Origin of the sequence: Lysinibacillus sp. NPDC093712 (assembly GCF_050280025.1) — a bacterium.
Classification (GTDB): Bacteria; Bacillota; Bacilli; order Bacillales_A; family Planococcaceae; genus Lysinibacillus.
The window spans coordinates 112,926-128,000 of the sequence record NZ_JBNNUU010000011.1; the positions used below are offsets into that span (position 1 = coordinate 112,926).

The window sequence follows — 15,075 nt, forward strand, 5'->3', positions numbered from 1 at the left end:
CTTACATGTACAGCCGGATCCAATATTTTTTTGGATTCGGCTTTTTATTTGTAATGCTACTTGTTGGAGTGGGCTAGATTCGGTCCTTTTAATAATTTACGTAAAAGGGAGCGGAATAGTAAATGACAACAGTTAGCGAAAAAAACATGAACATTATGACAAGCTTTGACGGAAGTAAAAAAGTATATGTAGAAGGATCACGTCCAGATATATTAGTGCCAATGCGTGAAATTAAGCTAAGCCCCACAACGGGTAGCTTTGGTGAAGAGAATAATGCACCTATACGAGTTTATGATACGAGTGGCCTTTATACAGATCCAACTTACAAAGTCGATATTACAAAAGGTTTACCAGCTTTGCGTCGTGCGTGGATTAAAGAACGGGGCGATGTAGAGGAATACGAGGGACGTACCATTAAGCCCGAGGATAATGGATTCCGCAACGCGGATGACCCGCGCATAAAGGAAAATGTTTTTCCAAAGCTTTCTCGCAAACCTTTACGTGCGAAAAAAGGCTGTAATGTGACACAGCTGCATTATGCAAGACAAGGAATTATTACGCCAGAAATGGAATTTGTAGCGATTCGCGAAAATTTAAAACCAGAATTTGTACGTGCAGAAATTGCAGCAGGGCGTGCTATAATGCCATCTAATATAAATCATCCGGAGGCGGAACCGATGATTATTGGCCGTAACTTCCACGTGAAAATTAACGCCAATATTGGAAATTCAGCTGTAACTTCATCCATCGCTGAGGAAGTTGAAAAAATGACATGGGCAACACGATGGGGTGCTGATAATATTATGGATTTATCTACTGGTAAGCACATTCATACAACCCGCGAATGGATTATTCGTAATGCTGCTGTGCCTGTTGGAACAGTGCCAATTTATCAGGCACTTGAAAAGGTAAATGGCGTTGCTGAGGATTTAACGTGGGAGGTGTATCGTGACACGCTAATCGAGCAAGCTGAACAAGGGGTTGATTACTTCACGATTCACGCAGGTGTGTTGCTGCGCTATGTACCGCTTACAGCTAATCGTGTAACCGGCATTGTATCGCGTGGAGGTTCCATTATGGCACAGTGGTGTCTATTCCATCATCAAGAAAATTTCTTATATACTCATTTTGAAGAAATTTGTGAAATTATGAAAACGTATGATGTTGCCTTTTCGTTAGGGGATGGTTTACGACCTGGCTCAATTGCAGATGCCAATGACGAGGCACAGTTCGCAGAGCTTGACACGTTAGGTGAGTTAACGCAAATTGCCTGGAAGCACGATGTACAAGTGATGGTAGAAGGACCTGGGCATGTGCCAATGCATCTTATTAAGGAAAATATGGACAAGCAATTGGAAGTTTGTAAAGAAGCACCATTTTATACATTGGGTCCTCTAACGACCGATATTGCTCCTGGCTATGATCACATTACATCAGCAATTGGCGCAGCAATGATTGGCTGGTTCGGAACAGCTATGCTGTGCTATGTAACACCGAAGGAACATTTAGGGTTACCAAATCGAGAAGATGTTCGTGTAGGTGTTATCACATATAAAATTGCGGCACATGCAGCGGATTTGGCTAAAGGTCATCCTGGTGCACAGCAGCGAGATGACGCTCTTTCAAAGGCGCGCTTTGAGTTTCGTTGGCGCGATCAATTTAATTTATCGTTAGATCCAGAGCGAGCTGTAGAATATCACGATGAGACTTTACCAGCAGAAGGAGCAAAAACGGCACATTTTTGCTCGATGTGTGGTCCTAAGTTTTGCAGTATGAGAATTTCTCAAGATATTCGAAACTATGCTAAGGACAAAGATTTAAATACGACAGAAGCTATCCATCAAGGGATGCAGGAAAAGGCAAAAGAGTTCAAAGATGCTGGTAGCAGACTGTATCAATGATAAAGAAATAGAAACTAGAGCACGGTAGACGGTGCGAAAAGTATTCGTCGTATCGGATAACAGCGTATATAGCAAAAAAGTGTTAGATTGATTGCAGTCAATCTAACACTTATTCTTTTTATGCTGGTTATTAGACTTTAAATTTATTTATCTCTTCTTGAAGGGTTGTTGCCTCATCACTTAATGATTTTGCAACAGCGTTAACCTCTTGAATGATTGATGTTTGCTCTTCAATTGCCGCAGCTATCAATTCGGATTGCTGTGCCGCATTTTTTGCCACAGATGACATTTCATTAACTGATGCAGCAACCTCTTCAGTAGCGGCAGAAATTTGCTGTGTGGAAGCTGAAACGTCTTCAATTTCAGATGCCATATGTTCAATTGCATCCATTATTTCATTAAAGGCAGTTTGTGCATTATGAATGTATGTAACGCCTTCATCAACTTTTTGTACTGTGACGTTCACAGCTTTTTCTACTTCTCTTGTGTTTTGCTGAATATTTGTAGTTAAATTGATAATTTGATTGGCGGATATTTTTGACTCTTCAGCTAGCTGACGTACCTCATCAGCAACGACTGCAAAGCCTTGTCCGTGTTCGCCTGCACGTGCAGCTTCGATGGCTGCATTAAGTGCAAGTAGGTTGGTTTGATCGGTAATATCGGTAATAATCTTCGTGATATTTTCAATTTCAGCTGATTGTGAACTTAACTGTTTAATGAGTTCGTTTGTCTTATCTGATGATTGCTGAATAACCATCATCTGATTTTCAGTCGTTTGCAACATTTTTTCGCCGTTGTCGGCAACAGTTTGTGTATCAATTGCCTTTGAATGTAACATTTGTGTTGCTTCAGCGATGCGTTGGACACCACGAGCTGTTTCGTCCATAGCGGTAGAGGTATCCTGTCCAGCAGCTACGGCTTGGTTACCGTCCTCAGCCATGATTTCTATGCGTTTTGCAATATCGCTAGAAGTAAGAGAAACTTCCTCTGTACTTGCCGATAATTCTTCAGAGCTAGAAGTCGTGTACTCAATATTTTTTGCGACATTATCAATAAGTGAGCGCAAATTAGTTTTCATGACATTAAATGAATCAGCCAAATTTCGAATTTCATCTTTTGTTTTTACTTCTACATTTTCTTGACGTAAATCACCAGTAGCAATTACATTTGCCGCTGTGGCTAGTTTATTAACTGGAATTGTAATAGCTCGTGTCAAAATGAACGTAATTATAAAGGAGAGAATTATAGAAATAGCAGCGAGAATTAGGATGATATTTGAGCTTACAGCTTCTGCTCTTGACGACTCGGCACGGGCTAATTGTATTTGTTCCTCTTCATAAATGGCAATCTCGTGAATTGCTTGTTGAATTGCCTCTCTTGCAGGATGTGCTTTTGCACTAAGAATATCGATAGCAGATTGTATATCATCTGGGTTATATGTATTGATAATCTCTAGTGCAGCATTTTCAAAAATGGCTTGGTTCGTTTTAATAATGTCCATTTGCTGTTGTGTCGTTTGGCTAGTAAATAGTTTGTCGAGCTCTGTTATTTTAGCTTGGATTATTTGTTCTTGCTCCTCAAGCTTTTGTATTGTTACGTCATCTGGTTCTAGCATATATGAACGAAGATAGTTTCCTTGCAAAGCAGCAGCGATAAGAATTTTATCGACTTGGATAAGTTTGTTAACGCGATTTTCAAATAATTCTTTATTCAATTTATTGATGTTATTCAGTTGATAGTAGGATATTGAGGAGATAATTAGTAGTAAAAGAATAATTGTACCAAATCCAATATAGAGTTTTTTTCTGATAGACATCGTTCTTTTCCTCCATTCCAAATTTGTTGTATCAGTAATCAACAATGTCAGGATATCTTATCGTTTTTTAGAGTATGAAAATAATATGAAATTGTGGAATTTATCGATAGATATAAATGTTAATAAAAACACCTATATGATAATGGGGGATTGACGAATCAAAAAGACAATAACTATAGGTGAATTTAATCGTTGAATTCCACTGTGTTACATTATCAGTGAGTGGGGGAGATACCTTCCAGAACGAGTGGTGGCACTTGGCTCCAATCAACTGAATAGTAAACGGAATATTACAGTATCTGTTTTTGTGACAGATGAGAAAGCTTTAGAACGAAGGAAGATTAAAATGTGTAAGATAGTCTTCCATGATAGCTCCTTGTTATAAAGCTTATTGGGAAAACTCAAAGGAACTAGCAATTAAACGGAGTAAAAATGACAAAAGGCATCGAGAAATTAATTCTCGCTACCTTTTGTCTACTTGCCAGTGACGGCAAGCAATATTGGATATCAATAAAGTGGAATATTAAATGTTTGCTACTTGTTTTACTTCTGGTTTTACTTCTTGTTTTACATATGGGTTAGAAAGATTCATTCCATCTAATGAAAGACCCATTGCTTTTGCTACACCTTCACCGTATGCAGGATCAGCTAGATAGCAGTGTAGGATGTGACGACGTTTAATGAATTCTTCAACAGTAGCCATATCGTTTGCTGTATTTTCGAATAATCGTTGTTGTTCTTCCGCAGATAAAAGACGGAATAATTTACCCGGTTGCTCGAAGTAGTTATTGTCATCTTCACGGAAGTCGTGGATATCAGCATGACCATCAATACGTAATGGTGGCTCTTTATAGTCTAAATTGTGCTCCCATTCACCATAGCTGTTTGGTTCATAACTTAAAGTAGAACCAAGGTTACCATCAAAACGCATAGCGCCATCGCGGTGGAATGAACGGAATGGACATTTTGGTGCGTTTACAGGTAGCATGTGATGGTTTACGCCTAAGCGATAGCGAGCTGCATCTGCGTAAGCAAAAATACGTGCTTGTAACATTTTGTCTGGAGAGTAGCTGATACCAGGCACAATGTTAGATGGTGCAAACGATGATTGTTCTACTTCTGCAAAGTAGTTATCAGGGTTTTTATTTAACTCGAATTCACCAACTGGAATTAGTGGGAAATCTTTTTTATACCAAACTTTTGTTAAATCGAATGGGTTATAAGGTAATTCACGAGCTTGTTGTTCTGTCATGACTTGAATGTACATTTTCCATTTAGGGAAATCGCCTTTTTCAATTGCTTCATATAAGTCACGTTGTGATGATTCACGGTCTTTACCGATAATTTCAGCTGCTTCGGCACCAGTTAGGTTTTTAATGCCTTGTTCTGTGCGGAAGTGGAATTTCACCCAAACACGCTCGTTTTGAGCATTGATAAAGCTATATGTGTGTGAACCGAAACCATGCATATTGCGGTAACCTGTTGGAATACCACGGTCAGACATAACAATTGTAATTTGGTGTAACGCTTCAGGTAATAAAGTCCAGAAATCCCAGTTAGAATTTGCGTTTTTCATATTTGTACGTGGGTCACGCTTAACTACATGGTTTAAATCTGTGAAGTGTAACGGATCACGGAAGAAGAATACAGGTGTGTTGTTACCAACTAAGTCCCAGTTACCTTCTTCAGTATAGAATTTAAGTGCAAAACCACGAATATCGCGCTCTGCATCTGCAGCCCCGCGTTCCCCCGCTACAGTTGAGAAACGAGCGAACATTGGCGTTTGCTTCCCAATCTCAGAGAAGATTTTTGCTTTCGTATATTGAGAAATATCATGCGTAACAGTAAATGTGCCGAAAGCTCCAGAACCTTTTGCGTGCATACGACGTTCAGGTATAACTTCACGGTTGAAGTTTGCTAATTTTTCAATTAACCATACATCTTGAAGTAAAAGAGGACCACGAGGACCTGCTGACATAGAGTCGTGGTTGCTTACTACTGGAGCACCACCTGCTGTTGTAAAACGACGGCTACGATCATTTGCGTTTGTCATATTAGTTTACCTCCTGAAAAATATTGTGAGTCAAACTCCTCGTAAATAACTATAACAAATATAAAATAGAATTTCTAGTACATTATAATAATTATTGTTAAAGAATTTATCTTGCGAGATATAAAGTATAAATATATGCGTGTTTTTCAAAAAATATACATAGTTTTTTTAGTTTGTTTTCACTATTTCTATAGTGTTTTCAGTCGTTTTGAAGGAAATTGAGATTTACTATTATATAAGTATTAACCTGTTGGAAGTATAGTAATTTCTTTTGTTTTACTATTTATATTGAAAATAGAACGGGCTAATTGAAAATCGATATAGAACGCACTCTCATTAGATCTTCCAACCTTTGCGATAGCGATTAGGTGTAGTCCCTATTAGCTGTTTAAATAATTTACTAAAATAATTTGGGTCATCAAAGCCATTTAAAAGTGCGATTTCACTAATTGCAAAATCCGTTTCAATAAGCATTTTGGTCGAGTTTTGAATACGAACTTGTTGTAAATAGCGTTTAAATGGCTGGCCTTGCTTCTTTGCAAATATAGTACTTAAATAATTGGGACTAATACCTAGCTTTTGGGCGATAAAAGGTAAGGATAATTCGCTGTCATGGTATTGATGCTCGATTATATCTAAAGCTAATTCTACATAGTCTGCTTTTTTTTCCATTCGAGCTTCTCTTGCCAATTCAATAAGTCTTTGGGTGAATAAAATAATGCCATTGAGAATTGTATAGAATATCGGGTGTTCAATAATTAAATGAAAAAGCTGACGATAGTTTTGTTCAATAGCAGCCTTCTCATGAAGTTTATATTTCAACATAAAGCGGCGAATTTGTGCTAATACACTTGTTAGATGAATGCGTAAATCATCTTGCTCGTAATAAATACTTCCATTTGATAATCGATATAAAAATGCTTTTACTGCCTCGATATTTCCTTCCTCTAAACTCTTAATAAGTAGCTGTTGTTCCTCTGGTGTGAGTAAAGGATCTAAGGGCTGTGTTTGATATTGTTTAGTTGCATAAAAAATATGGCCAAAGCCTTCGTAAAAACTCTGAAGAAGGGCACGTTTTGTTAAAGCATACATATCTTTTAAAGTTGTTGGCTTACCATCATAAATCCCTATATTCAGCGCACCGTTATTAGTCATTTGCCATTCTTTTAGTAATGTACGAATATCCTTTTCAATAATTTTTAAATCGCTTGTTTGAAACAAGCAGATAATTGTATCTGATAATGGATAAATGCTCATTTGATAAAAAATAGGTGTTTGTTGGAGCCATATGTACAATTTATTTAATGTTTCTGAATGCTCAGGTTCAATCATCGTGAATTGAATATTTGTTGTTAATGAGCTTGTTGTACTTTCTAAAAATAATTGATAATAAAAAGATTCGTCTTTAGCATCAGGAATCGCTTTTTGTATTTGAGGTGTATGAAGAGAAATAGCAGTGAGTTTCTGCTTCAACACTTCTAAATCAATTGGTTTTACAAAAAGATGCGCCACCTGTAAATCAATTGCTTTTAAAGCGTTTTTAAATAATGGCTCTGTCGTTATCGCGAGTATTTTGCCAGGATGCTTTTGTAAAAGACCATAAAGAGCTGTTAAACGGTTATTAGGCAGCAAATCAATATTTAATAAAATGACCTCTGGCGCAAATTGTTGGATGCTCTTTGTGGCCTCGGAAATAGTTGAACACATCTCAATTGATAAATCCCCAGGAAAGTATGTATGTAAAAACCATCGTATGCCTGACAATTCTGTAAGATCTCGATCAATTAATAACAGTCGCATGGAATCAGCCTTTCGTAAAATATTCTAGTTTCGTAAATTATTACGATTATATTAATAAAAATAACATAAAAATCTGAAATAATTCCTATTTTCTCTTTTAAAATTCTATATTTTCTGAAAAAGGTAGTTTGTACAATGGATATAGAGAAATTCTATTTTTTTTACTCTTTAAATTACATATGCTGTTAAGAATAGGGGGATATCGTATGCAAAAAATCATCGAACTTGATGGCAATACGTTAACGAGACAACAAGTTGAGGAAATCGTGAGAGGTCAGGCTACGGTTGCACTGTGTGCTGAAAGTACGAAACGTGTTCAATTAAGTAGGGAACGGATTGAAAAACGTTTAGCTGAAGGGCATGTAATCTATGGCGTTAATACAGGGTTTGGCAAACTAAGTAATATACAAATTGAAGAATCGGATATTGAGTTATTGCAGTTGAATTTATTGCGCTCGGATGCAACAGGTGTTGGAGAGCCACTGCCAACTGAGGTTGTGCGTGCGATGATGATTTTACGTGCAAATGCATTAGCACGTGGTTTTTCAGGTATTCGACAAGAAACATTGCAACTATTACTAGACTGCATCAATAAAGGTGTACATCCAATCGTTCCATCGCAGGGTTCGGTTGGAGCAAGTGGGGATTTAGCACCGTTATCACATTTAGCTTTAGTGCTTGTAGGTGAAGGAAAAGCTGAGTTCAACGGGGAGCTTATGACGGGTGGTGTCGCGTTACAAAGAGCAGGCCTATCAGCTGTAAGACTACAAGCGAAGGAAGGTTTAGCTCTTGTAAACGGTACGCAAGCAATGACAGGAATTGGTGCTTTGACATTGAATGAAGCAGAGCGTATTGGGCTTGCCGCAGATATGGCAGCGAGTCTGTCGTTAGAGGCATTAAAAGGTATTACCAATGCATTTGATCCTGCACTTTTAGCTGTAAGACCACATCCGGAATTAGAGCTTGTAGGTGGGCGTATTAGAAAATGGCTTGAGGGTAGTAAACGTGTGACGAAGCAGGGAGAAATTCGGATGCAGGATGCATATTCGCTTCGATGCATTCCACAAGTACATGGTGCTTCTTGGCAGTCATTTTTCTATGCCGAGCAACGTGTGCAAACTGAAATGAATGCTACAACAGACAATCCTATCGTTTTAGAAAATGGAGAAGTTGTATCGGGAGGTCATTTCCATGGCCAGCCAATAGCGTTAGCGATGGACTTTTTAAAGGTTGGGGTTAGTGAATGGGCTAATATTTCGGAACGACGCACAGAGCGTATGGTTAATCCTCAGCTTAATGATGGCTTACCACCATTTTTAGCAACAAATCCAGGTATTGAATGTGGGCTTATGATTGCACAATATACGGCTGCTTCGATTGTATCCGAAAATAAGGTGCTGGCACATCCTTCGAGCGTGGATTCTATTCCAACATCAGGGAATCAGGAAGACCATGTCAGCATGGGAACAACTTCCGCTCGACAAGTGCGACAAATTGTACACAATGCTGCACGGGTGATTGCGATAGAAATGATTTGTGCTTCGCAAGCTATTCATTTAGACAAGGCGGAAGAGCAATTATCTCCGACAACAAGATCATATTTAGAAAAAGTACGTGAATTCTGTCCACCATTATTAGCAGATCAACCTATCGGCGATGAAATTGAAGCATTGGCGAAGTACTTATTGGCAAGTGATGATTTAGTAATGTTAGCAAAATAAAAGCAAAGGGGATGACAGTATGAAAACACCAACAACGATTCGTGCACCAAGGGGAACAGCGCTCTCTTGTAAAGGATGGACACAAGAGGCGGCAATGCGCATGCTGATGAATAATCTGGATCCTGAAGTTGCAGAAAATCCTGATGAGCTCATCGTATATGGAGGCATAGGTAAAGCAGCACGGAACTGGCAAAGCTACGAACAAATCATAGCCTCTTTAAAAGAATTGGAGAATGATGAAACACTTCTTATTCAATCAGGAAAGCCAGTAGCTGTCTTCCGTACACATGAACATGCACCGCGCGTCTTAATAGCCAATTCAAACTTAGTGCCTGCATGGTCGAATTGGGAGCACTTCTACGAGCTAGAAGACCGTGATTTAATGATGTATGGTCAAATGACAGCTGGTAGCTGGATTTATATTGGTGCTCAAGGGATTTTACAAGGAACATATTTATCGTTTGTAGAGGCTGGGAAGAAAGTGTTTGGTACTGCTGATTTACGTGGTAAATTCATTCTTACTGGTGGTATGGGCGGCATGAGTGGTGCACAGCCTTTAGCTGGGAAAATGGCTGGTGCAGTCATTTTAGTTGTTGAGGTGGAACGTGCGCGCATAGAACGCAAAATAAAAGAGGGCTACTGTGATTATCTTGTTGAGACAGTAGATGAAGCAATTGCGCTAGTCAATAAATTACGTGATCAGCAAGAGCCTGCGTCTATTGGTCTTGTCGGCAACTGCGCGGATATTAATCGGGAGCTACTGAATCGTGGAATTATTCCGGATTTTGTGACGGACCAAACATCTGCACATGACCCGATTAATGGTTATGTACCGAATGGCATGACCTTTGAAGAAGCGTTAGAATTACGTAAAAAAGATGTTAAAACATATGAGCAAAAGGCAAAAGAAACGATGGCAGAGCATGTTCGTACAATGCTTGAATTTCAACAGGCAGGTGCAGAAGTATTTGATTACGGTAATAACATTCGTGCTTATGCGAAAGAGATGGGTGTCACAAATGCCTTTGACTTCCCAGGCTTTGTGCCAGCATATATTCGTCCTCTGTTCTGTGAGGGTAAGGGTCCATTCCGTTGGGCAGCCCTTTCTGGGGACCCAGAGGATATTTATAAAACAGATGCTTTAGCAAAAGAAATGTTTGCGGAAGACGAAGGGCTTGTCAATTGGATTGATATGGCGCAAAAAATGGTGAAATGGCAAGGGCTACCTGCGCGTATCTGCTGGTTAGGCTATGGTGATCGACATCGCTTTGCATTGAAGGTCAATGAAATGGTAGCGAATGGTGAGTTATCTGCACCAATTGTTTTTGGTCGCGACCATTTAGATTCTGGCTCTGTGGCATCCCCAAATCGTGAAACAGAAGGAATGCTTGATGGCTCAGATGCTGTATCAGATTGGCCGATTTTAAATGCACTTGTCAATACGGCGAGTGGAGCAAGCTGGGTAAGTGTCCACCATGGCGGAGGCGTAGGAATGGGTTATTCTCAGCACGCAGGTCAAGTGTTAGTGGCGGACGGCTCAACGCTAGCAGCTGAGAAAATTGCACGCGTGTTGATTTCCGACCCAGGAATGGGCATTGTACGCCATGCGGATGCAGGCTATGAAATTGCTATTAATACGGCAAAGAACAAAGGTGTCCGCATGCCGATGTTAAAGGATGATGTAAAATGACCATTTTGATTAAAAATGCGAATGAAGTCATTACGTTAAAATGTGAGGTGCCAGGTCCTCGAATAAAAGAACAAATGAGAGAAATCGCTGTAATAGAAGATGGTAGTGTATTGTTACAAGAAAATCGTATAGTCGCTGTTGGGTCTTATGAGCAGTTAGCAATCGATTTCCCGCATTTAGTGGAGGAAGCAGATGTCATTGATGCTACTGGGAAGATTGTGATGCCTGGTTTAGTGGATTGTCATACACATTTAGTTCATGGTGGTACACGTGAGCAGGAATTTAATATGCGACTTAACGGTTCCACTTATATGGACATTATGAATGCTGGTGGTGGCATTCATGCTACGACAAAGCGAACGCGAGAAACCAGTTTTGAAGCTTTATATGAAAAGACGATGCAACATTTAGATGTATTTTTAAAGCATGGAGTTACAACCGTTGAGGCAAAATCGGGCTACGGTCTGGATTGGGAAACAGAAAAGAAGCAATTGGAGGTAGCGAAAAAGCTACAAGACACACATGCTGTAGACGTCATCAGTACCTTTATGGGCGCACATGCGGTGCCGCGCGATTTTAAAGGTCGTGAAGATGAATTTGTCGATGTTGTTATTCATCATATGTTGCCAAAAGTGGCAGAACTAAAGCTCGCAGAATTTAACGATGTATTTTGTGAAAAAGGGGTATTTACTCCACTGCAATCCCGACGTATTTTAGAGGCTGGCAAAGCGCTTGGGCTGACACCGAAAATACATGCTGATGAAATAGAGCCTTATAATGGAGCGGAGTTAGCCGCTGAAGTGGGAGCTATCTCGGCAGAGCATTTGTTAGTAGCCTCTGATGAAGGAATTCAAAACATGGCTACAGCTGGTACGATTGCGGTATTGCTACCTGGAACTGCCTTCTTTTTGCGCGCGCCATTTGCAAGAGGGCGTTTGATGATTGATGAAGGGGTACCTGTAGCTATTTCAACAGACTTTAATCCAGGCTCATCTCCGACAATGAGTTTGCCATTTATTATGAATTTAGCTTGTATGCATATGGGCTTGACACTAGAGGAAGTGTTAACTGCTACGACGATTAATGCTGCTTGTGCACTTAATAGAGGTCATGAAATTGGTACACTTGAAGCAGGGAAGCAAGCTGACGTCATTATATTGGACGTTGCTAATTACAAGCAACTACAATATTTTTATGGCATGAATCATACGCATACTGTTATTAAAAAAGGGCAAGTCGTAGTACGTGATGGCATTCTTTTATAGCAGACAAGGTATTCGATGCGAGTTAATAGTAATTGTGCATGTATTTACAAATTAAATATTACAGAAAAAGCATAAATAGGGAGAGATCCTTTATTTATGCTTTTTTTCGTATAGAATATAGTTGTTACTATAGATAGAAGGGAATGTTTAACGTGCAGCTTACATTAACATTTCTTATTTTAGGAATGACGATTTTTGCATTTATGACAAATCGAGTGCGCGCTGATTTTGTTGCTATCGTGTCACTTCTCGCATTTGTTATCGCTGATATTTTAACACCTGCGGAAGCTTTAGCAGGCTTTTCAAATTCAGTTGTTCTTATGATCGCGGGACTTTTTGTTGTTGGCGCGGGTATACTGCGTACAGGGCTTGCGGCAATGGCTGGACAATTATTAATGAAATGGTCGGGTAATAGTGAGTTAAAGCTATTTGTATTATTGCTCATCATTGTAGGCTCTGTAGGTGCCTTTATGAGTAATACGGGGACAGTCGCCTTAATGATGCCTATTGTTGTTAGTATTGCAATTAGTATGAAAGAAAGTCCTTCAAAGTTTTTGCTACCACTTTCTTATGTAGCTAGTCTATCGGGGTTAATGACGTTAATTGCATCTCCACCAAATTTAATTGTCAGTCAGCTTTTGGTCGATCGTGGCTATCAGAAGCTAGGGTTTTTTGAGGTAACACCCATTGGCATTGTTGGGATGATTGCGGGGATTTTATATTTGGTGCTCGTGCGCAATATATTGCTACCACATGATAAAAATAAAACACAAACATCTTCTGGTTACAAGCTCTCGCCAAAGAAAATTGTTAAACAATATGATTTAAACAATCGACTGTTTAAAATGTTTGTGCCTGAAGATTCTACCATTATCGGCATATCACTAGCAGAATTAAAGCTTCCTGCAAAATACGCGCTCTGTATGATGAAAATTCAACGTAAATCACAGGATGGTATCAATTTACTCCCTATGACTTATCAAGAAATGGCGGGTCCAACAAGTGTTATACATGCCTTAGATGAACTCTATGTACAAGGTGAGGAAGAGGATATTGCTTGCTTGGCTGCAGATTATGGTTTAGTGATACAGGAATTAACAGAGAATGAGGCGGATGAATTAGTAACAAAGCACCTTGGTATTGCGGAGGTCTTATTAACACCAAATTCTAGTTTCATTAATGAAACAGTAAGTTCACTTGGATTCCGTGAAAAGTATAATCTCAATATTATTGGTATTAACCATAGAGGTGGCTATAAGCTACAGGATATGGTTAAGCATAAGTTGAAATTTGGGGATGCCATTTTAGTGCAAGGTGCATGGGATGAAATATTAGTGCTTGCTAGAGAGACGCAGGATGTTGTTGTAGTTGGTCAGCCGAAGGAGCATGCGAGTGTTGCGGCAGCTACTGGTAAGGCTGGTATTGCGGGTGCGATTATGTTGTTGATGATTGGATTAATGGCGTTTGAAGTTTTTCCGGCTGTGATTTCCGTTATGATAGGAGCGGTTTTGATGATTATAACGGGCTGTTTACGAAATATGGAAGATGCGTATAGTAATATGAATTTTGAAAGTATTGTGCTCGTCGCAGCGATGCTTCCAATGGCAACCGCACTAGAAAAAACAGGCGGAATGGTTATTTTATCAGATGGTATTATTGATGCTCTCGGTAGCTACGGTCCTTATGGGGTGTTGATAGGGATATATATATTAACAGTAATTTTTGGCCAATTTATTAGTAATACGGCCACTGCTGTTCTGTTTGCGCCAATTGCTATGAATGCAGCGATTGCAATGGATGCAAATCCTACAACATTTATGATTGGTGTAGCTGTTGCAGCGAGTATGGCGTTTGCCACGCCAATTGCCTCCCCGACCAACGCACTTGTTATGACGGCGGGTGGCTATAAATTTATGGATTTTGTAAAGATTGGCGTACCGTTACAAGTTGTTATGTTTATTGTAATGATGTTAGCAGTTCCGTTCTTTTTTCCGTTTTAAATTTTATGTTTTGCTGAATTTCAGACGTTAGACATTGCTGATCTGAATATATGCTGTTCGCTGTGGCATTTGCTATGCCACAGTGGACAGCATATATTTAAAAAAGAAAATTGATAGAAAAGGAAGAATGGTTATATCAGTAGAAGGGGAAATTGGGATGGGAATAGCTAAGTGATGGTGAATTTTTTTTGCGAACCTGTTCTAGAAAAAATGAGAAAGTAATCTTAACGAAAAAAAGGTATTCAAAATATATTATGAAAATATCCTTTATATATTGTGTGGTTGACCGTATTAACATATGTGGTAAACACATGCTCCAACGTGTAAGTAGATTATAAATATACAAAAACCTATATATAGGAAGGTTCTCATGTGAACTTAAAAAACAATGATACCTTTAATAGCTTACTAATGAAGTATTTTTTATAAATTAATATTTTTTGTAGAAAAACACTTGCATAGATTATAGAATCGTGATAAATTATTAAATGTCGCTAAGACGACTCAACATTAAGTACTACAAAATTTAAATAACATCACAAAAAAAGTGTTGACATCAACACCTTGGAGTGATAAGATATAAAAGTTGTCGCTTCTGAAAAGAGAAAAACATCTCAAAAAAAGTTGTTGACAAAGAATATTGAAAAATGTTATTATATAAAAGTTGCTGAAAACAAAATGCAACAAAATGAACCTTGAAAACTGAACAAGCAAAACGTAATCAATATAGTTTCTATTAGCTAACTTCGTTAGTGAACGAAACAAAATTTTGGACATCAAAATTGATGCCAGCAAAACAATTTGAGCTAATCAAATTTCTTTTATGGAG

At 38.8% G+C, this 15,075-nt stretch carries 8 protein-coding genes; 5 read left to right on the forward strand and 3 right to left on the reverse strand.

All coding sequences use genetic code 11. The features are described 5' to 3' along the window. Positions 1–122 precede the first annotated feature (122 nt). Positions 123–1,901, forward strand: coding sequence for a phosphomethylpyrimidine synthase ThiC (gene thiC / locus ACQKNX_RS23635; RefSeq protein ID WP_427430994.1), 1,779 nt, complete (start codon positions 123–125; stop codon positions 1,899–1,901). 130 nt (positions 1,902–2,031) lie between these two features. On the opposite strand, the gene ACQKNX_RS23640 is transcribed toward thiC, so the two are convergent. From ACQKNX_RS23640 to ACQKNX_RS23650, 3 genes are all read right to left on the reverse strand, one after another. Continuing rightward, positions 2,032–3,717, reverse strand: a complete 1,686-nt coding sequence (locus ACQKNX_RS23640; protein WP_427430995.1) for a methyl-accepting chemotaxis protein — start codon at positions 3,715–3,717, stop codon at positions 2,032–2,034. Between the two features lie 523 nt (positions 3,718–4,240). Further along, positions 4,241–5,770: a catalase gene (locus tag ACQKNX_RS23645; RefSeq protein WP_340821327.1), complete on the reverse strand. Its 1,530-nt coding sequence runs from the start codon at positions 5,768–5,770 to the stop codon at positions 4,241–4,243. Positions 5,771–6,106: 336 nt separating this feature from the next. Next, positions 6,107–7,570, reverse strand: a complete 1,464-nt coding sequence (locus ACQKNX_RS23650; RefSeq protein ID WP_427430996.1) for a helix-turn-helix domain-containing protein — start codon at positions 7,568–7,570, stop codon at positions 6,107–6,109. A 206-nt stretch (positions 7,571–7,776) separates the two neighbouring features. Between ACQKNX_RS23650 and hutH the strand changes: the two genes are divergently transcribed. The 4 genes from hutH (at position 7,777) to ACQKNX_RS23670 (ending at position 14,246) form a co-directional block, all read left to right on the forward strand. After that, a complete protein-coding gene (gene hutH / locus ACQKNX_RS23655) occupies positions 7,777–9,291 on the forward strand; it encodes a histidine ammonia-lyase (protein ID WP_427430997.1) in 1,515 nt (504 codons plus the stop codon). Positions 9,292–9,310: 19 nt separating this feature from the next. Beyond that, entirely contained in the window at positions 9,311–10,981 is a 1,671-nt protein-coding gene (hutU, locus tag ACQKNX_RS23660; RefSeq protein WP_427430998.1) for a urocanate hydratase, read from the forward strand. Next, positions 10,978–12,246, forward strand: a complete 1,269-nt coding sequence (hutI, locus tag ACQKNX_RS23665; RefSeq protein WP_427430999.1) for an imidazolonepropionase — start codon at positions 10,978–10,980, stop codon at positions 12,244–12,246. Before hutU ends, hutI begins: the two co-directional genes overlap by 4 nt. Positions 12,247–12,389: 143 nt before the next feature. Then, positions 12,390–14,246, forward strand: coding sequence for an SLC13 family permease (locus ACQKNX_RS23670; RefSeq protein WP_427431000.1), 1,857 nt, complete (start codon positions 12,390–12,392; stop codon positions 14,244–14,246). Positions 14,247–15,075 lie beyond the last annotated feature (829 nt).

Excerpts from the sequence above, each read along its gene's own strand:
- thiC (WP_427430994.1), top strand. The coding sequence starts at position 123 with ATGACAACAGTTAGCGAAAAAAACATGAACATTATGACAAGCTTTGAC.
- ACQKNX_RS23640 (WP_427430995.1), bottom strand. The coding sequence starts at position 3,717 with ATGTCTATCAGAAAAAAACTCTATATTGGATTTGGTACAATTATTCTT.
- ACQKNX_RS23645 (WP_340821327.1), bottom strand. The coding sequence starts at position 5,770 with ATGACAAACGCAAATGATCGTAGCCGTCGTTTTACAACAGCAGGTGGT.
- ACQKNX_RS23650 (WP_427430996.1), bottom strand. The coding sequence starts at position 7,570 with ATGCGACTGTTATTAATTGATCGAGATCTTACAGAATTGTCAGGCATA.
- hutH (WP_427430997.1), top strand. The coding sequence starts at position 7,777 with ATGCAAAAAATCATCGAACTTGATGGCAATACGTTAACGAGACAACAA.
- hutU (WP_427430998.1), top strand. The coding sequence starts at position 9,311 with ATGAAAACACCAACAACGATTCGTGCACCAAGGGGAACAGCGCTCTCT.
- hutI (WP_427430999.1), top strand. The coding sequence starts at position 10,978 with ATGACCATTTTGATTAAAAATGCGAATGAAGTCATTACGTTAAAATGT.
- ACQKNX_RS23670 (WP_427431000.1), top strand. The coding sequence starts at position 12,390 with ATGTTTAACGTGCAGCTTACATTAACATTTCTTATTTTAGGAATGACG.